Origin of the sequence: Lactobacillus gasseri ATCC 33323 = JCM 1131, assembly GCF_000014425.1 — a bacterium.
GTDB classification, from domain to species: Bacteria; Bacillota; Bacilli; order Lactobacillales; family Lactobacillaceae; genus Lactobacillus; species Lactobacillus gasseri.
Map to the genome: position 1 here is coordinate 1,871,598 of NC_008530.1, position 22,763 is coordinate 1,894,360.

Consider the following 22,763-nt stretch of genomic DNA (forward strand, 5'->3'; position numbering starts at 1 on the left):
ATGCCGTAGTCTTCTTGCAAATAAAATTGCGTACAAAAACGTTCGCACAAAATTATAAGGATTTATAAAAATTTTGCAAGTCTATTTTAGAAAATATAGTAGGAAAACAAGGTGATTAAATGAATTTTCTAAAAATTGCACTAAGCAATGGACTTAAAAATAATAATTTTAATTCATGGCAAACTACTAATTTGAATAATAAACCTCAAGCTAGTGAACTTGCCGCTATTGTTTTAGCAGAGGGCGACCAAGATAGTCTTAAAACTGCTCAAGATCTACAAAAAACTTCTGGCCTTGGAATTCCTATTATTGAAGTTTCACATGAAACAATTTCTAATAATGAAAAAAGAAAAATAATTAACGCAGCAAATAAATACACCAAAAAAATGGTCCCAGGCTTTTTAACTGATTTAGTTAATTTTGCTGAAGATCATCCAGTAAGCTTTACTACTCCTGGTCACCACAATGGCCTCTACTATGAAAAACACCCCGCTGGCGTTGTCTTCAATCGCTTCTTTGGTAAGAACCTGATGTTTGCAGATACTAGTGACACCGTACCTGAACTAGGCGACACTATGACGCACGAAGGGACACCTTTAACTGCTGAACAAAAGGCTGCTGAAACTTATCACGCTGACAAAGTTTACTTTTGTACTAATGGAACTACTAGTGCTAACTCAATTTGTGCTAGTGCCTTACTGACGAAAGATGATCTAGTTCTCTTTGATCGTAACAATCATAAATCACTTTATAACAGCGCCTTAGTTATGAGTGGAGCTAAACCAGTGTACATTCCAACTGATCGAAATGCACTTGGTTTAATTGGAGAAATGGATCCTAATTTTTTAAGTGAAGAAAAAATTAGAGCAGAAGTTGCTAAAGTTGACCCTAAAAAAGCGAAAGCTAAGCGGCCATTTAGATTAGCTATTATTCAGTCAGAAACTTATGACGGCCTTTTCTATGACGCTAAATGGATGATCGATAAGATTGGTAAGCTTTGCGACTATATTCTATTTGACTGTGCTTGGGGCGGATTTGAACAATTCGTACCAATTATGAATCATTTATCTCCCCTTAATTTAGATTTGGGCCCAGAAGACCCAGGTATCTTAGTAACCCAATCACTCCATAAGCAACAAGCGGGGATGGGACAAGCTTCCCAAATTCTAAAAAAAGATGCTCACATCAAAGGCCAAAAACGCTATGTTGATCATAAGCACTTTAATCATGCTTATCTTAAATTTGTCACTTCAAGCTATTCATATCCTCTTTATGCTTCCTTAACAGTTAACTCATACTTAACAAGTGGCGAAGGCAATAAAAAATGGTGGGATAAAATATTACGACTAGGAATTGAATGGCGTAAGGAACTGATTAGAAAGTCAAAATTATTTAGACCACTCGTAATTGATAATTTTGAAAATATTAGTACTGACGACTTAGCAACAAATGAAAAATACTGGGACTTAGAACCTAACAATCTTTGGCATGGCTTTAGTAAAATTGCGACTGGTCAAGCAATGATTGATCCACTAAAAATTACAGTAGTCACTCCTGGCATTGATGTTAAAAGCGCAAAATATGAAGACATAGGAATCCCTGGTCCAGTAGTGGCAGAGTTTCTAATGGAAAAGAGAATTATTCGTGCAAAAGATGATTTGTACTCCCTCCTCTTCCTGCTTACACCTGGCGATACCAAAGCTGAATTAGATACACTACTGAATGCATTTTTAGAGTTTGAACAATACTATAACGAAGATGCACCATTAGAAAAAGTATTACCTAAACTGACTAAAGTATATGGCGATCGCTACAAGGGTTATACTTTAAAGCAGCTTTGCCAAGAAATGCATAATTATTACCGGGGAAATAAAACTTTCACTTTGCAGCAAGAGCTATTTGCTAAACCAAATATGCAAAATTACCCAATGACACCAGAACATGCTGACTATCTCTTTATGAAAAATGAAAGTGAGCTAGTTAACCTAGATGATGTTAAAGGAAGAATTGCGGCCGAAGGTGCACTTCCCTATCCACCAGGTGTCTTTATCGTTGCCCCAGGGGAAAAATGGAGCGATATTGATCAAAAGTACTTTGAAGTTTTAGTAGGAGCAATCGAGCGCTTCCCTGGCTTTGTACCTGAAATTCAGGGCGTTTACTGGGATCAAAAAGCAGATGGTAAAATAAGAGTACAAGCAGAAGTATTAAAGGAGAATTAACTAATGGTTTTATCTTGGAAAGAAAACTTACCAACAGAATTAAAAGAAAAAGTCGATAAAGTCGACAAAATAATTGAACCTCGTTTAGAAGAAATTGACGAACAAGTTTTTTATAATCAGCAACGCGTTTTAGACCTATTTAGAAAACACCGCGTAGGAGAAGAAGATCTAGTTCCTTCAACTGGCTATGGTTATGATGATGTTGGTCGTGACAAGCTTGAAGCAATGTATGCCGACTACTTTAAAACAAACGACGCTTTAGTCCGTCCACAATTTTCTTCAGCAACACATGCGATTGCTGTTGGTCTTTTCAGTATGCTTCGCCCTGGTGATACTCTTTACTACTTAACTGGTATGCCATATGACACAATTCAAGAAGTTATTGGTTTAGCAGGCAACAAACCAGGAAACATGAAAGAGTGGGGCATTGACTTTAAGCATACTGACTTACTTGACAATGGCGAAGTAGACTATGATCAAGCCAGAAAAGACTTACAAGATCCAAAGATTAAAGTCGTAACGATCCAACGTTCTCTTGGTTATGCTGTACGTGCAAGTTTCACCATGGAAAAAATCAAGAAAATGCTTAAGTTCATCAAAGAAGTTCGTCCAGATGTAAAGATCTTCGTTGATAATTGCTATGGTGAATTTTCTGAAACCGAAGAGCCAACTTTCTACGGTGCCGATATGATGGCAGGATCTCTATTTAAGAATGCTGGTGCTGGTATTGTTAAAGCAGGTGCTTTCTTAGTTGGTAAAAAAGACCTAATTGAAGGAGCAGGTTCTCGTCTTAATGTTCCAGGTGCTGGTAAAGGAGAAGGCGCTACTTGGGGCTATCTAAGAGACATGTACCAAGGCTTCTTTATGGCACCCCACACTACTGGTGAAGCTTTAAAAGGTATGATTTATACTGCCGCTCTTTGCGAAGAAATGGGGATGAAAGTTGCGCCTAAGTGGAATGATCCAAGAACTGATATTGTTCAAACAGTAACCTTTGGAGAACCTGATCCAATGGTTAAATTCTGTGCTGCAATTCAACATTACTCACCAATGAACTCATTTGTTGATCCTATTCCATACCACCAAGATGGTTATGAAGATGATGTTGTTATGGCTTCAGGTAGCTTTACTGAAGGTTCTACAATTGAATTATCTTCAGATGGCCCTCTTCGTGCACCTTACCGTCTATATATTCAAGGTGGTTTGTCTTACGCTCATGATAAGATCGCAATCACTCATGCAGTGGAAGAGACTTTCTACAAAAAAGATTAATATTAATCAACATATCTAAAACGGCCAGTGATTTTTCACTGACCGTTTTTATTTTCCTGATAAACTTATTTCAAAATCATTTTTTCTTTCGTTTCTTCTACAAATCCGCGACTACTGTATAGTCCTTTTGCTCTGATATTTGTAGGAAAAACTTCTAAAAATGCTGGACGTTTTAAGTAAGGAATGGCTGTATCTAATAGTTTTCCTCCTATACCCTTTCCTTGATATTCTTTTAACACGTAAATATAGCCTAGTTCATTCTTCCTAAAAGCAATAAATCCTACTACATGACTATTAACTTCAGCTACATAGATCGTTTCTGAAAATAGTTCTTCTTTATATATTGCCTCTTCAAGCGGAGCATACAGTTCAACAGCGTTTCCAACAATTAATTCCTGCATCCTCGCTTCATCATGTACTTCACATAATTGAACATAGTCTGTATTTTTATATTTTCTGATAATTACTTCTTCTGACATAACTAACCTAATTTCTATTTGAAACATCAGGAGAAATAAACTCCTGATTAACGACTAAATTGGCTAGCTTCTGTACGTAATCTCATTTCCTTACCAGCTTTCTAAATTTTTAATAATATTAACGTATGCTTAAATTTGTGTCAATATCTAAGCAAAAATTAATTTATCTTTGCATCAATTAAAAATCTTTGTTAGGGTGGAATATATACTTTAAATTTTTAAGGAGGATTTTTTCGAGTTAATCTAGATGATTTAACTCATGTTATGCGAAAAGAAAGGCAGAATAATACAAAGAATATCAAAGAAAAAAAGAATTATAAAAAGGCACCTCTCATGCCTATTCACTTACGAGTATTTATGGCCGTCGTATTAGGTCAAATCGCTTGTGGTTTTGCTTTAGGCATTTCTGGTACAGCTCTTTCTAATGCTAGTAAATATATTACAATTAATGATCTCTGGACTGGATTAATTGGAGCTGGATCTTTAATAGGACTAGCTGGAAGTATTCTAATTGGTCGCTTATCAGATAAGATTGGTAGACGAAAGTTATTAATGCTCAATATGTATATTTTAGGTATTTTATCTCTAATGCAATTACTGACTAATAATCTACCCACTCTTTTCATCATCAGAGTATTAATTGGATTAATGATTGCCGTCGATTATACTGTTGGAAATGCACTTTTAACTGAGTGGCTTCCTAAAGGAGAAGACAGCAAAAAGCAAAGCCACTTGCTTATCTATTGGACAATTGGATTTATTGCCTCATATCTAACAGGTACTTTTATTAATGGCTTTGGCTCACATACTTGGCAAATCATTTTAGCTACGGGAGCTATTCCAGCATTTATTGCCGCTATTTTCAGATCTATTTTTCCCCTACCTGCTTCACCAAGCTGGCTTGCAAGCCACGGTAAAGTCAAAACAGCTAATAAAGTTATCAAAAAGCATATGGGGCGTAAATGGGGAATTCCCAAGAGACTTAAAAAGGCTAAACCAGTCAAAGAGGTTTCCTGGACAATATTATTTTCCGGGAAATATTTACGTCGCACTCTAGTCGGTGGACTCTTTTACGCTTGTCAAGCTTTTGCTTTCTTTGGTATTAGTATTTTCCTTCCAATTCTCTTGCAGAGTATGCAACTTACTGATCAAAAAATTTCAGGTATTATCTATAATGGCGGTATGCTCATTGGGGTTATTCTTGGAATCCTACTTTTCAATAGAATTAGTCGACGCGCATTCCTTATCAGTAATTTTTTGCTTTCAGGTATTCTAATTGGATTTTTGGCTATTACCAAAAACCTTAATTCAAATATCCAACTCACTATCTTTTGTATCTTCGCGATTATTTTATCTTCTGGTCTAGTACTTGATTACCCATATCCAACTGAACTATTCGATATTAAGGTTCGTGGAACCGGCGTTGGAACTTGTATTACTATCAGCAGATTTGGTGCCGCAGCAGGTACCTTTTTACTGCCAATTTTGACTAATCAAGGCGGTGCAAGCTTATCAATGCTAATCTGCGCAATTGTTATTTTGGCTGCCTTTATCATCTGCCTAATTTGGGCACCTGAAACCTCACCAAAATTTAAGCAAAATAATTGATTCTATTCTACTTTTTTCTAAAATAAAAATAGAAAGAGTCAGGAGGGATTACTATGGTAAAAATGACAATTAGCCAAGACGCAATTAACTTTCTAAGAAATCGTGGTTATGATAAACATGAAATAATTTTGATTGTTGATGGTGGTGGCGGTGATTATTCAATTGAAGGTGGGTCCTGCAATATTGGCATGGATTACTCTCTAATTTCACTAGATACAATGAAACATGATTCACGCTATTCAGTAAAAATAGAAAATAATGCTGACTTTGAAATTTATACCTCCGATTATGATTTAGCTTTTTTAGGTGATAACTTAGTTCTAGATATCCACGATACTACCTTGCGCCTTCGTAACGATTCTGGCATCTTAACTGGTGCTGTTAAGATTGCTAAGGCAAGCTTTCTTGCCGAGCAAGCTAAAAAAGGTATTATAAATCAAAAAAATTGTTAATTAATAGTTCTACTCTCAAATATAAATTTGAGAGTTTTTATTTACCTTAATTTATAATGCTTTTTTCGTAAAAATGTTATATCATTAAAATCAATAATTTAGAAAAGGACATATTGCCATATGATGCTAATTGTATTTTAGTCTCAAGGGACTAATTTACTTTCCCTTGAGAAAAAAATTAAAATCAATTTTCTTAAGGAGAAAAAACAAAATTGAATAATACTGACGAAATCGAATTTTCACGTATACGTAAACTTGTCTCTCACTATGCTGTTTCACCCGAAGCAAAAGACAAAATTCTAGTTCAGCCACTTGCCACTAAATTAGTTAAAGCAACTGCTTTACTTGATGAGACTGCAGAAATGGTCTGGATTTTAAATCATGGATTACACATACCCTTTATTAGTTCAGATGCCTTGACCCCAATTTTAAATAAGGTCAAAAAAGGTTTTATCTTAAATCCAGCAGAATTAGAACAAGTAGCAGACTTCGTTAGAGTTACGCGTCTATTAGTACGCTTTTTTAACAAGCAAAGAAATAATACTCCAATTATTGCAAGTTATTGCGATACTTTAACTATTCTAGACGCACTAGAAAGCGAAATTTATAATGCTATCGAACGCGGACAAGTTTCTGATAATGCAGACAAAGATCTCGCTAAGTTAAGACAAAGAAGCAATAAATTAAGCACGAATATTCAAGATACGCTGCAAAAATATTTGCAAAGTAAAAAATATCAAACTATGATGCAAGATTATCAGATAATTCAAAAAGACAATCATTATACCCTCCCGATTAAAGCAAGTTTTAAACATACTTTTGGTGGGAGTATTATTGATCATTCTAATAATGGAAATACAGTTTTTATAGAACCCACTAAAATCGTGCATCTTACCCAAGAAAAAGCAACTGTTGAAAATCAGATTTATTTAATTGAAGCTCAAATTTTAGGTGATTTATCAGCAAAAATTTACCAGGAATTATCTCAGCTAGAGGCAAATCTTAATATTATTATTGACCTAGATTGTATCTTAGCTCGAGCAAAATACTCTCAAAATATTAATGGCAAACGACCATTGTTAAATGAACAAAATCAACTCCAATTAAACGAAATGAGACACCCTCTTTTATCTAATCCGGTTCCTCTTTCACTTAATTTAGATTCTACTAAGCGAGGTTTAATAATCACAGGCCCTAATGCAGGCGGAAAGACTGTCACTCTAAAAACAGCTGGTTTGGCCATTGCAATGGCAGAATTTGGACTATTCTTACCAAGTTCAGGGATTTGCTCAATTCCAGTAATGACTGCTATATATACTTCAATTGGCGATCATCAGGACCTGGATAACTCTCTGTCTACATTCTCTGCTGAAATGAAACAAATGTCTTACATTGTCCAGCATGCAACAAAATATAGTCTAATTTTATTAGATGAATTAGGCAGCGGTACAGATCCAAACGAAGGTGCTGCCCTTGCTATTGCTCTGCTGCAAGCATTACAGCTAAAAGGCAGTTTAATCTTAGCAACCACTCACTATAGTGCAATAAAAGACTATTCTACTAAGCATTCCGCTTTTATCACTGCAGCTATGGACTTTGATCTAAAGACACTTGAGCCAACATATAAGTTACTGTTAAATCAAATAGGAACCAGCCGTGCTCTATGGATAGCTGAAAAGAATGGGATGCCTCAAGAGGTTTTAACGCAAGCCAATAATTTCTTAAATACTGGTAAATTTCCTTTAAATCAAAGCAAAATTAAATTTGCAAATAATCAGAAAAAAATCAAATCGACAGTTTCTTTTAAAAAAGGTGATCGTCTTAAAGTTCCGGAGTACGAACAAGATGTTTTATTCTATCAAAACTCGGATCTTGCAAATCAAATCATTATCTTTGTTAATAAAACTTTTAAGACAATACCAGTTAAGGGAGCTAAGCTAGTTAGAAAGGCAAAAGATCTTTATCCAGAAGGTTACAATCTTGATCTATTATTCATACAAGATTGGAAAGAATATAAATTAAACAGAGATTTAAATCGTGGCTCTAAAAAAGCCTGGAAAAAATTAAAAAAATAGACAAACTTAGATAATGATATAAACCCAGAAATTCGGACAAGAATTTCTGGGTTTTATTTACCGGCTCCTTTTACTTTGCAATTGTGATAATTTTTTTATCGACTTGAATTTTATTTTCCTTAGCCAATTCTTTTAACTTACGACTTAAAGTTTCTGGCGTAATGCCCAAATAACCAGCTAGGTCTTTTTTCTTAAGATCTAGCTTTACTTTATTTGTACCTTGTTTTTTTGACAAATCATTCAAATACGCCATAATTCTTTGCTTAGCATCCATTGAATTGCGACGCACTGTATTTTTTTCCGCAGTGACTAATTTTTGACCAAAATCATTGAGTAGACTTAAGGCTAGATCCGGCGTTTGACGAACTAATTTTTGAAAATCATTCCGTGTCATTGAGCATACCCAAGCATCAGTAGTTGCCTGAATAAAATTCTCACGAGCGCTAGTCGAAAATAAATGTTCTTGGCCTTCAGAATCGCCCTTATTCAGCAAGCCTAAAATCGTCTCTTTACCATCTTCATTAAGACTATAAACTTTAGCCTTTCCCTTATCCATGACAAGCATCCCGTCTTTTCCATCAAAGGGTTGGCGAATCAAACTGCCTTTAGGAAAATATTCTTGATGCGTCGAAATGGTAACTAGCTTTTTTCTAAGTGATTCTGGTAAATCCTTAAATAAAGTGGCATTACTCAAACAAGCAAGTGGCGAATGTTTTGTCATTTTTCATACTTCTTTCTTGATATAAATCAATTTTATTATATCCTATCTTTTTATAATTAACTTGTAAGCACTGATAAATGAATTTTTAAGCTTTTCGATTTATGATAGAGCTGAAGTGTTACTTAAAAGAAAGGATCTTTATTATGGCAAAATATATCGCTCACATTAACCCATTAAATGCAGAAAAAATTGGTTGTCAGCCCCATGGGACAGCCGAATTTATCGAAAATGGCGATCAACTTCACATTAAAGTAGAAATGTTTGATACACCAAAGAATATCGAACACTGGGAACATTTCCACGGCTTTCCTGATGGTAAAGTCGCTCAGGCTGCAACTATGACTCAAGATGTCAACCACGACGGCTTTGTCGATTTACCTGAAACTGAACCAGTATCAGGAACTACGATGGTGCCACTTGATGCGGATCCTGCCAAAATGAATATTCCTAACAATACTTACCCTGTCGCTGACAGCAATGGTTATTACGAATATGAAATTGATGTGCCTTTGACCGAATTACAAGAAAACTTCAAAAAAGCTTTCGGCAGCACCGATCTTCAATTAGATAAACGCGTAGTTTATGTCCACGGAGTTCCTGAGAGCATTAAATTGCCGGACACTGTTAAGGGCTGTGTAATGGATTATGATACTCACACTACCTTGCCAATTGCCGCAGGCAAGATTGAAAAAGAAGACTAATTAGATAATTTAAATTAATTGAATATTTATTCTAAAAAGCTGTTACTAATAATAGCTTTTTATTTTTATGTGTTTCATTGAGAAAGTATTAATTTTGTCGATACATTCAAGTACGTAGTTGTGATCTGATACTAATAATACTATCAAACAGATGCAAGTTTGCACGATCCTAATGTATCGTCACCATCTGTTTAATAAGCATATAAAAACGGGTCATTAGTAAAAATGACCCGTTTTTTGGTTGTATATTAAAGTTAATTAACCCTTGATAACAATAATTACTACATCTTCTGGTTTCATGATTTGGTCCCCCTTTTGTTTAATCTTTATGCTACTAATTATATTTAGCTACAGTAATTAAATTGTAATTAGTCATATTTGACTCAAAAATTATCTTTAATGAATTTTCTGAGTTCATTGCTGTATTCTTTCATGCCTGCATCTTGTAGGGTTTTAATAAAATTCTTGCACTTATTTATTTTTTTCGCATCATTACTATTTTTAATTTCAATTATATTTTTGAAAAACTCAATATCTATTTTATAAAAAAGCAATTGTGGCGTAGTTTTTATATTTTGAATCTTATTAAGAAAGTAAGAGACGTTTTCAAATTTATCATTTTCAATAGAAAAAATAAGAATATTGCATACTATGGCTAAAATAAGTTCTTGGATATTAGAGTCATTGGTGGATTGATACTGTTTTAAAATGTTTCGCGTAATTATTTCATTATCTGATAAACTATAAAATCGCATAAAGTCGCAGTAAAGCATTAGCTTATCTTGAGTATAAGATGGAATGTCAAAAATTTTATTTTTAATAGTCGATGTTAGCTTTTCACTATTTAGTTTTGGATTCATTAATGCTAAAAATCCATTAGTCATTAATGTTTGATAGTTTTTATCATATTCGCTTAAAGTACTTTCGTGAATAATTTTCTTAATATTATGCATCTGCTCTATATTATTAGTGTAATAAGCTTCAATCATCATATTTTCTAATTCTTTTGTTTGGCGGTATGAATTATCGCTTTTTTGACTAAAGCTATTAAAAAATTCCTGTACAGAAATATTGTTATATTGAAGCAAGCCTATTAAATTGTCCGCTGTAACTTGACTTATATTCTTTTCTACTTTTGAATAATAAGACTGCGTAACAATTGAACCAATAAATTTTCTTTGGCTCTTGTTTTGTTTTAAACGATATTCTTTCAAAAGACTGCCAATCATCATATTTATCCCTCTTTGCAATGAGTCATATATGACTTATTTTACTATATATATCGCTAATTTGCTAAGCTCAACCTAATTAAACGAGGTGAATATGAATGAATATATTTTTAACTAATAAAAATTATCGTAGATTTTCAATTGCTAGTTTTCTTTCTAGCGCAGGTGATATTCTTTTCTACTTGGCATTTATGACTTATGCAAGTAAATTAAAAAACTATTCTTTAGCACTTTCATTAATTGCCATTTCAGAGTCTTTACCTAAATTATTTACAATTTTTGGCGGTTACTTTGCAGATAAAACGCAACATAAATTTAAAAATATATTTTTAAGCGCCATTATTCGTTGTGTTTTATATGGCATCGTTGGACTGCTATTTATCAGTAATGTCAATCAATGGAGTTTAGTAATTATTGTTGTAACAATTAATTTGATTTCAGATACATTTGGAGCTTATTCCAGCGGATTAGTTTCACCATTAGTCGTTGATCTAGTAGGAAAAGATCATTTCGGAGAAGCAGAGGGCTTTACTAATGGGGTTAATGAAGTTATTAATATAGCAGCACAGTTTATAGGTTCAGCATTGCTGCTAATTATGTCATACTCATCCCTTGCGTTTTTGAATGCTGTTTCATTTTTACTTGCTGGAATTTTGTTTGCGAGTGTGGGACTGAGACAAAAATCTATTGCGTCGCTTAAAAGCCATGAAATTAATACTCAATCTTTTTTGGTAACAATGAAGGCGTCTTTCAAGCAAGTTAAAAAGCAGACTGGCCTTTTAGAGGTTGTCCTGATTGTTGCAGTTTTGAATGGATCGCTAAGTTCAATGGGATCATTAATTCCAATTATGATAGCGGCTCATAAAACAGCAATGGTAATTTCAAGATATAGTTTTACGATTGCTTTGATGGGTGTAGTAGTAGCTTGCGGAGCTGCTTTGGGAAGTATGTTTGGTACGCAGTTGTTTAAGAAATTCACAATTTTTTCTATGACAATTCTAGCCACTTTAATCGCTTTAATGACCACTTTTGCGATTTTTGCAACTAGTATCTATCTTGTTTTAGGATTGTATTTTTTATTAGCATTAACAGCCAGCGCAACTTCAATCAAATTGACACAATGGCTAGTAACGTCCGTCGAGCATAAGATTTTAGCTTCTACTGTCGGTCTATTAAACACTATTTTGATTGCGTCTGCTCCCTTGATGACTACTATTTTAACAACTGTTTCAGGTGCAACCAATATAAGATATGCCCTTATTTTGCTTGTAGCTTTAGAAGTAATTACTTTTTTGGTAGAACTTAAAGTAAGTCATAAAGTAAAAGTAGCCTCAATCATATCTTCTGTAAAGGAGTGAAATATTTATCTATACCGCCTTTTATGTCTCAACAGTTCAAGAGATTAGAACAGTCACTTTGCATGATTTTTCATAATTTGTTGCGGTGTTGCAAGTTTTGATGAAAATGGACATAAATGGGCCTTGAATCATTTTAAAACTTGCCTAGGTGCGACTATACTTTAATTACAAAAAAATAAGCCCTCTAGCTTAAATTTGAGCTAGAGGGCTATTTTGTATATTTAAGCTATCCATCTAATTCGACACCTTGCAATTTTTTAATTGCATCATAGACTTGTCCGCGTCGATTTTGATCAACAGCTAGCACTAATAAATCGCCAGCTGCAATCACAGTGTCTCCGTGAGGAATAATATCTTGACTGCCGCGATGAATAACTTTAATTAAGGTATCATCCGGCCATTTAACATCTTCTATCTTTTCATCGACTAATTTACTGCTTTCATAGACTGGGATTGAAATTTGATCTTCTTCGCCGCACAATCCCTTTTCACCAGATTTTGGCTCCATAGCAGCCGCTAAGCTATCATAAATTGGACGGCCGCCAAGTAATTGGTCAACTAACAAAGCAATAAATGCTACAACAGCTAACGGCATTAAATGTAACAGCGATCCGACCATTTCAGTAATTAAAATAATCGCTGTAAATGGTGCTCGAATAATTGCTGCAAAATAACCAGCCATGGCAAAAATAATTAAATTAATAACTAATTTTTGTGGCAATAATCCCAGCTGCACCATAAATAGACCGTAAGTTGCGCCAATTAAAGCACCCATTGTTAAAATTGGTAAAAAGATGCCGCTCGGCAGACCCGAATCATAAGAAACAATTGAAAATGCAATTCTAATTACATAAAAAATCGCCAGCATCCCTACTAAATTCCAACTGCTATAAGCAATTGACTTAGGCAAAGACAAAATCAAATGATTACCTGGTCCAGTAATTAGTGGCAAATAATACATAATCGGCATTAAGATCACTAGTGGGATTAATCCGTGTAGCCAGCGCGGAATAAAAGTGATTTTTGCATAAAACTTTTTTAAATTAAACAAGCCCAATTTATATAAGTGTCCTAAAAGCCCCAAAATAAGTCCTAATAACACTAAATGCCAATAAAGTGGCATTGGGAAGGAATGATTGTAAGCTAAAGCTAAAGCTGGTTTTTGACCAAATAAGTTAGATACAACAAAGTTCGAGGCAATCGCACCCACCAAGGCATTCATCCACACACGTGGCGAAAAATTATGAAAAATTTCCTCTAAAACAAACAACGCACCACTTAAAGGGGCACCAAAAGCAGCTGATAAACCACTGGCAGCACCTGTTGCTAGCAAAACTCGTGAATTTGTTTTAGTTTGCTTAAAGCCTTGGCCGACTCCTTGACCAATTGTGGAACCTAATTGAAGCGATGGTCCTTCTGGTCCTAAAAACAAGCCTGTTCCAATAACCATAATGCCGCCGATTAACTTTCGCCACAAAATCGGCCACCATTGCAAAGTTAATTTTCCTTGCATTTGTAATTTAACTTCCGGAATACCAGACCCACCAACGTGCGGATATTGTTTAACAAAATATCCTGCAATTATGCCAGTTAATGCCAGTCCTGCTACGATTACAATAAACCATAATGGATTTTGGTGCGACTTCTTAAATAAATCGAGCCAAAAAGCTTCGGTTTTACCAATTCCATATCTAAAAAATCCCACTACAACTCCAGCAATTAATCCCACGCATAATGCTTGCAGCATTAATTTGAGATTGCTTTTTTCCCCGTATCTCATACTTTCCCGCTTTCTGATTGATATAAATATTATTTTACCGCAAAAAGCCACTACTTTCGTAGTGGCTTTTTAGTTTCATGTGAAACATTATTATTTTTCTTCATACCATTCAGTATGGAAAGTACCTGGACGATCGTTTCTTTGGTAAGTGTGAGCACCAAAGTAATCACGTTGCCCTTGAATAATATTTTGAGGTAAACGTGGGTTAAAGATTGATTCTAAGTAGTTTAAAGCTGCACTAAGAGTTGGTGTTGGTACGCCAGCATCAGCAGCAATTTTAACAACTTCTCTTAAAGCACTAATATTTTCTTTCTTTACCTTATCGAAAAATGGAGCCTTGAACAAGTTTGGTAAGTCTTTATCAGCATTGTAAGCAAACTTAATATCATGAAGCATTTGTGAACGAATAATGCAGCCGGCTTCCCAATTTTGAGCAATAGTTGAGTAGTGTAAACGCCAATTATAAGCCTTTGCAGCCATTGTTAATTGCTCAAATCCTTGTCCATATGAAACGGCCATTGCTAAATATAAAGCTTTAGCAAGTTGATCAACTAAATCTTTTGGAGCCTTTTCTGGATCAATCTTTGGTTCAGGATCATCTCTCAAAGTTGCTTTCGACATAAAGCGTGCAAGAACAGCTTCTGCAATCACAGTAATTGGAGCGCCAAGACGAATTGCATCTTCCAGCATCCAGTTACCAGTTCCCTTGTAAGAAGCTTCGTTTAAAATATGATCAATAATGTGGTCATCAGTTAAATTATCTTTCTGCTTTAAAACTTTAGCAGTAATTTCAATTAAATAAGCTTGTAGAGCACCCTTATCCCAATTTTTGAAAATTTCACTCATTTCATCATTTGAGTAATGGCCTACGGTACGTAAAACATCGTATACTTCAGAAATAATCTGCATAATACCATATTCAATACCGTTGTGAACCATCTTTACATAGTGTCCACTTCCTGCTGGCCCAATGTAGCCAACACATGGTTGACCAGTTGGCGTCTTAGCAGCCATAGCTTCAAGAATTGGTGATACTTCTTCATAAGCCTTTTCATCGCCACCTGGCATTAAAGCTGGGCCATTTAAGGCACCTTCTTCACCACCAGATACACCCATTCCGATAAAGTGAATACCATGTTTTTCCATTTCTTCATAACGACGATTAGTATCATAAAAATTAGAATTACCACCATCAATCACAATATCGCCCTTATCTAAAAGAGGCAATAATTTTTGTAAAGTTTCATCAACTGGTTTTCCAGCCATAATTTGAACTAAGATTTTACGTGGCTTTTCTAGTGAATTAACAAATTCTTCCCAAGTATAAGTCGGCTTTAAATCTTTATCTTCATATTTTGCTAAAGCATCGACCTCTGGTTTATCAATCGAAAATCCAGAGACAGAGTATCCATGATTTTTAACGTTTAAGGCAAGGTTTTTACCCATAACGGACAAGCCAATAACCCCAAATTGTTGCATATTTTTGCCTCCACATATTTAATAAAATTCTTCATCTACTAGTATACTTTTTTATTGCAAATTTCGCACAATTTTGCTTACTTTTTATCAAAAAAATAAAGAGTTCAACTATGTGAACTCTTTATTTAATTATTTCCTAGGAAATTAATGACGTGATGCGCCTGATGAAGCATCTTCTTCTGCTTCGACTGGTTCTGCCTCAGTATGTTCAGAAGCCCCTGATGCGGCATCTGCTTCAACACCATACTTGCCAGCAAAGTAACTAAATGGTTTCAAAGCTTGGGCATCGTACTTAGCAACGAATGCTGGATCATCTAAGGTATTCAACTCAGTTGAATATGGCATATCATGAGTGATCTTGCAGTCGATTAGAACTGGACCTTCCATTTTTTGAGCAGCTGTTACTGCATCTTCAAATTCTTTCTTATTGCGAACAGTAAAGCCCTTTACATTCATACCTTCAGCACTCATTGCCCAATCGTTATCAGGTAGCTTTACACCTGATAATGGTTGGTGTGATTCATCAACTTGTTCAGCTTCAATGTATCCTAAAGTCTCATTAGTAAAGACCACGTTAATTACATGCATATTGTAACGTGCTTGAGTCAAAAGCTCTTGGTTCATCATAGCAAAACCACCATCTCCGGCTAGGTTCCAAACTTCACGGTTTGGATAAATAGTTGCTGCAGCAAGAGAAGCTGGAGCACCATAACCCATAGTTGCATAGAGACCTGAAGTAGTCCATTTTTGATCACCATGCAAGTGCATTAGACGATCAAAATTAATGTTTACGTTACCGACATCTACTGCAAATACTGCATCGTCAGCTGCTTTCTTGTTGATAACATCAAAAATTGGTTCAACTCGCATTGGAATTTCATCTGAATCATTGAAACTTTCAAGCCAAGCCTCCCAGTTTTCACGATCAGCAAGAGCTGCTTTATACAATGGAGATTCTGAACGACTTTCACCTGCTTCAATTAAGGCACGTAAAGTCTTCTTAGCATCAGCTAACATTGGAACAGTTACTGCATGACGTTTACCTAATCTCTCAGAATTAATATCAATTTGAATTACTTTTGCCTTAGGGTTAAAGAAGAATACTGAGAATGGTGAATTATTACCAACCCAAACAACTAAATCAGCATGAGTTTGAATATCGTTACTTGGCTTAGCACCAACACGACCAATTGAACCCATATATGCTGGAAATTCATCTTCAACAATTCCTTTTCCTAGAACTGATGAAACTAGTGGCATCTTGAATTTATCAGAAAATTCTTTCAGTTCCGCACTAGCATCTTCAGCACCATGACCAAAGTAAACAATTGGATTTTCAGCATTTTTAATTAATTCAAGCGCCTTATCAACCTGTTCCTTACGAGGTGCTGGGAAGTTAGGTACAACTTTATGTGCTGCAGCATTGTTGCGGAAGTTATCTTCGATCTTATCCCAACCAAAGTCCTTAGGTAAGATTAAAACTGCTGGACCTTTTCTTTGATAAGCTTGACGAATTGCTTCATCCATCAAAACCGGAATTGATTCAGCTGTTTTTGCTTGGTGATTCCAAACAGCAACAGGATCAAACCATGGCTTTTCATCAAAAGCTTGGAAGAAGTCAATATCTTGACGACTTGTTGGAACGTTAGCAACAATCGCAACCATTGGAGTCTTATCATATTTTGCATCATAAAGTCCATTCATTAGGTGAACTGCACCTGGACCAGCAGAGCCAAAGCAAACTCCAACTTTCCCACTAATCTTATATTCAGCAGAAGCTGCTAAAGCACCAGCTTCTTCATGTCTTACTTCAATAAACTTTATCTTATTTCTCCAGTTATGAATTGCATTCATTGTTGAGTCAAATGAACCACCTGGAAAACCGTATATATGGTCAATTCCCCAGTCATACAAAACTTGGAACATTGCATCTGAACCACTAATTTTCGTCATAGTCTATAAGCATCTCCTTAATGATTTTTCTTACACCTTGATTAAAACACATTTATTAACTAATTGAAAGCGTTTGCCATAACTGATATATCAATATTTAGAGCATACTCAAAAATAATTATTTCACAAACTATTTACCTTTCTGCTTAACTTATCGGTAAAACACAATTTTAAAGTGTGATTAAGTGATCATGCTCAACAAAAAAAGCAAAAAAACTTTTTAAAATTTTTTTGCCTTAATTCAATTATTATTTATTTCTTTATCTTAGCAATTCTGCCTTGTTGAATGTAAGCAGTCAAAATTGCTAAATCAGCCGGATTAACCCCAGATATTCTTTCAGCTTGCGCAATAGATTCAGGACGAATTTTTTCGAACTTTTGACGTGCTTCAGTCGCTAAGCTTGGAATTGCATTATAGTCGATATCTACCGGTATTTTCTTTGACTCTAATCGATGTAAACGATCAACCAAAGTCTTTTCTTTTTTAATATAGCCTTCATATTTCAATGCTATTTCCACTTGCTCTTTGACATAACGATCAGTAGCTAAGGTTTGACCACTTAATTTTTCAACGGCATCGAACGTAACGCGAGGACGTTTCAAAAAATCTGCCCCACTAACTCCTGCATTCAAACGGTCCTGCTTGACGCTAGCCAAATATTCTTGTACTTCATCAGTTGGATGAATTGTAACTTTTTTAATAGCTGCCATTGCCCGGGAAATAGCCTGCTTTTTAGCTTCAAATTTTGCATAACGCTCTTCTGAAATCAAGCCTAATTCATGACCCTTTTCAGTCAAACGTAAATCGGCATTATCATGACGAAGAAGAAGACGATATTCTGCTCTACTTGTAAGTAGACGATATGGTTCATTAGTTCCCTTAGTTACTAAATCATCGATCAAAACACCAATATAAGCTTCATCTCTTTGCAAAGTAAAGCCAGGCTTATTTTGAGCACTCAAAGCGGCATTGATTCCAGCAATTAAACCTTGTCCAGCTGCCTCTTCATATCCTGAAGTTCCATTCATTTGACCAGCAGTAAAGAGATGCTTAATATTCTTAGTTTCTAAAGTGTGCTTTAATTGCCAGGGCTCAATAACATCATATTCAATCGCATATCCTGGACGCATTAATTCTGCTTTTTCTAATCCAGCAACACTATGAAGCATCTTTAATTGTACTTCTTCAGGCATTGATGTAGAAAAGTCTCCTACGTAGATTTCCTTGGTGTTACGTCCTTCTGGCTCTAAGAAAATTTGGTGACGATCTTTATCTGCAAAACGAACTACTTTATCTTCAATTGAAGGACAGTAGCGTGGTCCTACACCTTTAATAACTCCAGAAAACATTGGTGCTCGGTCAAGGTTGGCTCTAATAATGTCGTGAGTGACAGTATTAGTGTATGTCATATAGCAAGACATTTGATCTTTTAAGTAGTCACTATCTTTACTAGTGTAAGAAAAATGTCTTGGTTCCTTATCGCCAGGCTCTTCTTGAGTCTTTGAATAATCAACTGTATTACCATCAACACGTGGAGGAGTACCAGTCTTAAAACGACGTAATTTAAAGCCTAATTTTTCAAGATTTTCAGGCAATTTGATCGACGGTAAAGAGTTGTTAGGACCTGAAGAATAGGTTAATTCTCCAATAATAATTTTTCCTCTTGCAGCGGTTCCAGTGGTTAAAACTACGCTTTTAGCATGGTATTTTGCACCAGTATTAGTTATTAATCCTTTGCATGCTCCGTCCTCAACGATCAATTCATCTGCAACAGCTTGCCGCAAAGTTAAATTAGGTTCATTTTCAATGGTATCTTTCATATGTTCATGATATTGCCATTTATCTGCCTGTGCACGCAAGGCTCTAACTGCAGGACCCTTTCCCGTATTAAGCATTCGCATCTGAATGTAAGTCGCATCGATATTCTTACCCATTTCTCCACCAAGGGCATCAATTTCACGCACAACGGTTCCCTTGGCTGGTCCACCAACTGATGGATTACATGGCATAAAAGCCACCATATCTAAATTAATAGTTAAAAGAAGTGTTTTTTCTCCCATACGAGCTGCCGCTAAAGCTGCTTCAACTCCAGCATGTCCAGCCCCCACAACAATAACGTCATACTCGTTCGATTCGTATGTCTTCATTTTTCTCCTACTTTCCAAGACAGAATTGACTAAATAACTGTGTAATTAATTCGTCAGGTGCACTTTCACCAGTAATTTCACCTAAAGTATCCCAAGCATTTTTAAGATCAATTTGAACCAAATCTAGAGGCATTGCATCATCAATTCCACTAATTACATCCTCTAGAGACTGCTTTGCTTTAGTCAATAATCCAGCTTGTCTTTGATTCGTTACCAAAATTTGATTTTGAGAATTTTCTATTCCGCTAAAGAATAATTTTTCAATAGCATTCTCAAGTGCATCCATATTCTTTTGTTTTAAGATTGACGTTACAATAATAGGATTATCGGTAATGTCTTTAATCATTTCCTGGGAAATTTTTGTACCTAGGTCCTGCTTATTCAAAATAATGATCCGCTTTTTATTTGCTGTTAAGTCTAATAATCTCTTGTCTTCAGCTGTTAAATCTTGACTTGCATCAAGAAGTAAAAGAACCAGGTCAGCTTCTTTAATAGCCTTCTTAGAACGTTCAACACCAATCTTTTCAACCTTATCTTCTGTGTGGTGGATCCCAGCAGTATCAATCAACTTAAGTGGAACACCCTTAACAGAAACATACTCTTCAAGCGTATCTCTAGTAGTTCCAGCAATATCGGTTACAATTGCTTTATCGTCTTGAGTTAAATAATTCAAGAGCGATGATTTTCCAACGTTTGGTCTGCCGACAATTGCAGTTGCTAAGCCATTACGGATAATTTTCCCTTCTTGAGCTGTTTGAAGTAATTGCTCAATTTGTTTTGAAACTTCTTGTGCTTTCTTTTTCATTTCTTGAGAAGTTAAATCATCCATATCATATTCTGGATAATCGATATTAACTTCTTCATGAGCCATTGTATCTAACAATTCTTGACGCATTGTCTTGATTTTATCTAGTAATCCACCAGCTAGTTGCGTCATCGCAACTTGGCGAGATTTATCAGTTTTAGCTCTAACAATATCCATTACTGATTCAGCTTGAGTTAAATCAATTCGGCCATTCATAAATGCTCGTTTAGTGAATTCGCCGGGATCTGCCATTCTAGCTCCATTGGCCAAAAGCAATTGCAAAATATCATTAGTAACGATCATTCCACCATGACAATTTATTTCGACCATGTCTTCTCTGGTAAAGGTTTTTGGGGCACGCAACACGCTAACCATCGTCTCATCGACAACTTCCTTAGTTTTAGGATCAACAATATGTCCATAGTGAATTGTATGCGTAGGAACTTTGGTTAAATCTGCCCCTTTAAAAAGCTTGTTTGCAATCGCTACTGCATCTTCACCAGATAGACGAACAATTGAAATTCCTCCTTCGCCAATAGGGGTAGAAATTGCAGCGATTGTATCAAATTGTGTTAATACTTGTGCCATTTTTTCACCTACATAAATAATTAAATAAAAAAAGTGCCCACTCCACCACTATAAAAACAATGATGGATAAAGCACTTTGACTACTTTATCTTAACAATTTAAAGATAATTTATTTTTGTTTTTTACGTCCTAAACGTTTGTATACACGACGAACTTTACGTTCACGTTCACGTTCTGCCTTCTTTTGTTCTTCCAATTCACGTTGATACTTGAATGGATTTTGCAAAATAAAGGTTTGAACTACTTGGAATAAGTTTGAAATCACCCAGTAAAGTGAGATCGCAGATTGGATACCAATTGCCGAAACCCCAATGATAAGAGGCATTAAGTATGTCATTCCCTTAGTCATTCCATTTTGTGAGGATTGAGGCGTTGACATCTGACTAATATACGTACTTATAAAAGTAAATGCAGCTGCCAAAACAGGCATGATGTAATATGGATCGGGACGTCCCAAATCCATCCACAAAAACCGACCATTTTGTAACTGTGGAGTCCGCCAAATTGCTTGATACAAGGCATACATAACTGGCAGCTGAATTAGCATCGGCAAGCATCCAGTATAAGGATTAATGCCGGCTTCTTTATACAACTTACTAGTTTCTTCTTGCAGCTTTTGACGTGACTCAACATCCTTGCCAGGATACTTTTTACGCAATGCATCCATCTGTGGTTGCACTTTTTGTTGCTTAGCCATGCTCTTAATAGAAATGGCATTCAATGGTAATAAAATTATTCTTACTATAATAGTAAAGATAATGATTGCCCAACCATAGGAATCACGAACTAAACTTGCAATCCAAAGAATAAATTGGGAAATATAGTAAACAATATACCGATCCCACCAATTGCCACTAGTATGAGAAATAGGAGCAACACTTGATCCATTAGTAGATGCACAACCTGTAACTACTAAAGCTAAGGTTAACATTCCTAGACCTAATAGAATCAGTTTCCAATTTTTCTTAGATAAATGATTTCTCACTCTACTTTTCCTCAGTTTCCGTCTCTTCGTTTGATAAGACTTTAGCTAGCCTTAAGACATGAATAAGATTCTTTTTGGTTCGTTCCATGTCAAAATCTCTTGCATAGGGCCTAGCGATTACTAAAAAGTCTAAATCAGACCTTATCTCTGGCTTAAGTTCTGTCAGTGTAGCACGAATGAACCGTTTGAGGCGATTACGTGCTACCGCCGTATGACCCACCTTTTTCCCAACAGAAATTCCAACGCGAAAATGCTTTTGTTTTTCTTTGGGCAAAGTATAGACAACAAAGCCTCTATTAGCCATCGACTGTCCTTCTTTAAAAACTTTTTGAAAGTCTCTCTCAGTTTTTACACGGTAGCTTTTTCTCAATCTGGTTCATCCTTACTTAAATTAAAAAAACCACTGAGCTTCAGTGGCTTAAGCAGATAAGACTTTTCTACCCTTTTTACGGCGTCTTGCTAAAACCTTACGGCCGTTTGCTGTAGCCATACGCTTCATAAAACCATGAACGCGTGAACGGTGACGCTTCTTAGGTTGGTAAGTTCTCTTAGTTGACATTAATGTTGCACCTCCGTTTTTCAATGCTTAATAAGCACAATTTCTAAGATAGAATAGCATATTTACGCTTAAAAACCAAGTCTTTATCAAAATTTTCCTGAAAAGAAAAGCTTTTTTAAAGTTATTTTCAAATTTATATTTTGTGGATATCTTGAATACATATTTTTTTACGTTTTTTATCAACAAGATAATTCTCAAAGTTATGCACAATCCACACCCTGTTTAGAACATAATAAACACCCTGTGTATAAATAAATGTTTTTCGTCTCAAATACTGCTATACCACTAATTTTAAACTCACATAAATTTGTGGATAACGCAAAATTGAAATTTTATTTCATAGATCAGTGGA

General features: G+C 35.4%; 18 protein-coding genes and 1 pseudogene. 8 read left to right on the plus strand and 11 right to left on the minus strand.

The features are described 5' to 3' along the window. The first annotated feature begins 119 nt into the window (after positions 1–119). Both LGAS_RS09255 and LGAS_RS09260 read left to right on the plus strand, forming a co-directional pair. A complete protein-coding gene (locus LGAS_RS09255) occupies positions 120–2,219 on the plus strand; it encodes a putative ornithine decarboxylase (RefSeq protein WP_011679015.1) in 2,100 nt (699 codons plus the stop codon). Positions 2,220–2,222: 3 nt separating this feature from the next. Continuing rightward, on the plus strand, positions 2,223–3,491 hold the full coding sequence (locus tag LGAS_RS09260; RefSeq protein WP_003653252.1) for a methionine gamma-lyase family protein: 1,269 nt from the start codon (positions 2,223–2,225) through the stop codon (positions 3,489–3,491). Positions 3,492–3,556: 65 nt separating this feature from the next. On the opposite strand, the gene LGAS_RS09265 is transcribed toward LGAS_RS09260, so the two are convergent. Then, positions 3,557–3,997 (minus strand): GNAT family N-acetyltransferase, encoded by a 441-nt coding sequence (locus LGAS_RS09265; RefSeq protein WP_003648150.1) that lies wholly within the window; start codon positions 3,995–3,997, stop codon positions 3,557–3,559. A gap of 237 nt (positions 3,998–4,234) precedes the next feature. Here LGAS_RS09265 and LGAS_RS09270 point away from each other — a divergent pair, with 237 nt between their 5' ends. From LGAS_RS09270 to LGAS_RS09280, 3 genes are all read left to right on the plus strand, one after another. Next, entirely contained in the window at positions 4,235–5,578 is a 1,344-nt protein-coding gene (locus tag LGAS_RS09270; protein ID WP_003648149.1) for an MFS transporter, read from the plus strand. Between the two features lie 53 nt (positions 5,579–5,631). Continuing rightward, positions 5,632–6,030 carry an iron-sulfur cluster biosynthesis family protein gene (locus LGAS_RS09275; protein ID WP_003648148.1) on the plus strand — a complete coding sequence of 133 codons (399 nt, stop codon included), beginning with the start codon at positions 5,632–5,634 and terminating at the stop codon, positions 6,028–6,030. 212 nt (positions 6,031–6,242) lie between these two features. Further along, on the plus strand, positions 6,243–8,105 hold the full coding sequence (locus LGAS_RS09280) for an endonuclease MutS2 (protein WP_011679016.1): 1,863 nt from the start codon (positions 6,243–6,245) through the stop codon (positions 8,103–8,105). Between the two features lie 70 nt (positions 8,106–8,175). Here the strand turns inward: LGAS_RS09280 and LGAS_RS09285 are convergent, their stop codons facing one another. Beyond that, positions 8,176–8,826 carry a Crp/Fnr family transcriptional regulator gene (locus tag LGAS_RS09285; RefSeq protein WP_003648147.1) on the minus strand — a complete coding sequence of 217 codons (651 nt, stop codon included), beginning with the start codon at positions 8,824–8,826 and terminating at the stop codon, positions 8,176–8,178. A 143-nt stretch (positions 8,827–8,969) separates the two neighbouring features. Here LGAS_RS09285 and LGAS_RS09290 point away from each other — a divergent pair, with 143 nt between their 5' ends. Beyond that, positions 8,970–9,527, plus strand: a complete 558-nt coding sequence (locus LGAS_RS09290) for a hypothetical protein (RefSeq protein ID WP_003650542.1) — start codon at positions 8,970–8,972, stop codon at positions 9,525–9,527. 383 nt (positions 9,528–9,910) lie between these two features. Here LGAS_RS09290 and LGAS_RS09295 read toward each other — a convergent pair whose 3' ends face one another. Further along, the gene (locus LGAS_RS09295) at positions 9,911–10,759 is read right to left on the minus strand and encodes a helix-turn-helix domain-containing protein (protein ID WP_021314942.1); all 849 of its coding nucleotides are present in this window, start codon (positions 10,757–10,759) and stop codon (positions 9,911–9,913) included. Between the two features lie 95 nt (positions 10,760–10,854). Here LGAS_RS09295 and LGAS_RS09300 point away from each other — a divergent pair, with 95 nt between their 5' ends. After that, complete coding sequence (locus LGAS_RS09300) at positions 10,855–12,114, plus strand: MFS transporter (RefSeq protein WP_011679018.1); 1,260 nt, start codon at positions 10,855–10,857, stop codon at positions 12,112–12,114. 87 nt (positions 12,115–12,201) lie between these two features. Then, positions 12,202–12,279: pseudogene (locus tag LGAS_RS09605) on the plus strand (isochorismatase); the annotation flags it as partial. A gap of 61 nt (positions 12,280–12,340) precedes the next feature. Here the strand turns inward: LGAS_RS09605 and LGAS_RS09305 are convergent. From LGAS_RS09305 to rpmH, 8 genes are all read right to left on the minus strand, one after another. Then, entirely contained in the window at positions 12,341–13,894 is a 1,554-nt protein-coding gene (locus LGAS_RS09305) for a ClC family H(+)/Cl(-) exchange transporter (protein WP_025012185.1), read from the minus strand. A gap of 90 nt (positions 13,895–13,984) precedes the next feature. After that, positions 13,985–15,373, minus strand: a complete 1,389-nt coding sequence (gndA, locus tag LGAS_RS09310; RefSeq protein ID WP_011679020.1) for an NADP-dependent phosphogluconate dehydrogenase — start codon at positions 15,371–15,373, stop codon at positions 13,985–13,987. Between the two features lie 144 nt (positions 15,374–15,517). Continuing rightward, positions 15,518–17,326 (minus strand): pyruvate oxidase, encoded by a 1,809-nt coding sequence (gene spxB, locus LGAS_RS09315; protein ID WP_003651252.1) that lies wholly within the window; start codon positions 17,324–17,326, stop codon positions 15,518–15,520. A gap of 252 nt (positions 17,327–17,578) precedes the next feature. After that, entirely contained in the window at positions 17,579–19,474 is a 1,896-nt protein-coding gene (mnmG, locus tag LGAS_RS09320; protein ID WP_003651620.1) for a tRNA uridine-5-carboxymethylaminomethyl(34) synthesis enzyme MnmG, read from the minus strand. A 7-nt stretch (positions 19,475–19,481) separates the two neighbouring features. After that, positions 19,482–20,867 carry a tRNA uridine-5-carboxymethylaminomethyl(34) synthesis GTPase MnmE gene (gene mnmE, locus LGAS_RS09325; RefSeq protein ID WP_003648144.1) on the minus strand — a complete coding sequence of 462 codons (1,386 nt, stop codon included), beginning with the start codon at positions 20,865–20,867 and terminating at the stop codon, positions 19,482–19,484. A 109-nt stretch (positions 20,868–20,976) separates the two neighbouring features. Next, positions 20,977–21,852, minus strand: a complete 876-nt coding sequence (locus tag LGAS_RS09330) for a YidC/Oxa1 family membrane protein insertase (RefSeq protein ID WP_003648143.1) — start codon at positions 21,850–21,852, stop codon at positions 20,977–20,979. A 1-nt stretch (position 21,853) separates the two neighbouring features. Further along, positions 21,854–22,222, minus strand: a complete 369-nt coding sequence (gene rnpA / locus LGAS_RS09335) for a ribonuclease P protein component (RefSeq protein ID WP_003648142.1) — start codon at positions 22,220–22,222, stop codon at positions 21,854–21,856. Positions 22,223–22,270: 48 nt separating this feature from the next. Next, complete coding sequence (gene rpmH / locus LGAS_RS09340) at positions 22,271–22,411, minus strand: 50S ribosomal protein L34 (RefSeq protein ID WP_003648141.1); 141 nt, start codon at positions 22,409–22,411, stop codon at positions 22,271–22,273. Between the last annotated feature and the right edge of the window lie 352 nt (positions 22,412–22,763).

Coding starts and splice junctions, on each gene's coding strand:
- LGAS_RS09285 (WP_003648147.1), bottom strand. CDS start 8,826: ATGACAAAACATTCGCCACTTGCTTGTTTGAGTAATGCCACTTTATTT.
- LGAS_RS09255 (WP_011679015.1), top strand. CDS start 120: ATGAATTTTCTAAAAATTGCACTAAGCAATGGACTTAAAAATAATAAT.
- LGAS_RS09260 (WP_003653252.1), top strand. CDS start 2,223: ATGGTTTTATCTTGGAAAGAAAACTTACCAACAGAATTAAAAGAAAAA.
- LGAS_RS09295 (WP_021314942.1), bottom strand. CDS start 10,759: ATGATGATTGGCAGTCTTTTGAAAGAATATCGTTTAAAACAAAACAAG.
- LGAS_RS09270 (WP_003648149.1), top strand. CDS start 4,235: ATGCGAAAAGAAAGGCAGAATAATACAAAGAATATCAAAGAAAAAAAG.
- LGAS_RS09265 (WP_003648150.1), bottom strand. CDS start 3,997: ATGTTTCAAATAGAAATTAGGTTAGTTATGTCAGAAGAAGTAATTATC.
- LGAS_RS09300 (WP_011679018.1), top strand. CDS start 10,855: ATGAATATATTTTTAACTAATAAAAATTATCGTAGATTTTCAATTGCT.
- LGAS_RS09305 (WP_025012185.1), bottom strand. CDS start 13,894: ATGAGATACGGGGAAAAAAGCAATCTCAAATTAATGCTGCAAGCATTA.
- LGAS_RS09275 (WP_003648148.1), top strand. CDS start 5,632: ATGGTAAAAATGACAATTAGCCAAGACGCAATTAACTTTCTAAGAAAT.
- rpmH (WP_003648141.1), bottom strand. CDS start 22,411: ATGTCAACTAAGAGAACTTACCAACCTAAGAAGCGTCACCGTTCACGC.
- LGAS_RS09290 (WP_003650542.1), top strand. CDS start 8,970: ATGGCAAAATATATCGCTCACATTAACCCATTAAATGCAGAAAAAATT.
- mnmG (WP_003651620.1), bottom strand. CDS start 19,474: ATGAAGACATACGAATCGAACGAGTATGACGTTATTGTTGTGGGGGCT.
- mnmE (WP_003648144.1), bottom strand. CDS start 20,867: ATGGCACAAGTATTAACACAATTTGATACAATCGCTGCAATTTCTACC.
- spxB (WP_003651252.1), bottom strand. CDS start 17,326: ATGACGAAAATTAGTGGTTCAGATGCAATGTTCCAAGTTTTGTATGAC.
- gndA (WP_011679020.1), bottom strand. CDS start 15,373: ATGCAACAATTTGGGGTTATTGGCTTGTCCGTTATGGGTAAAAACCTT.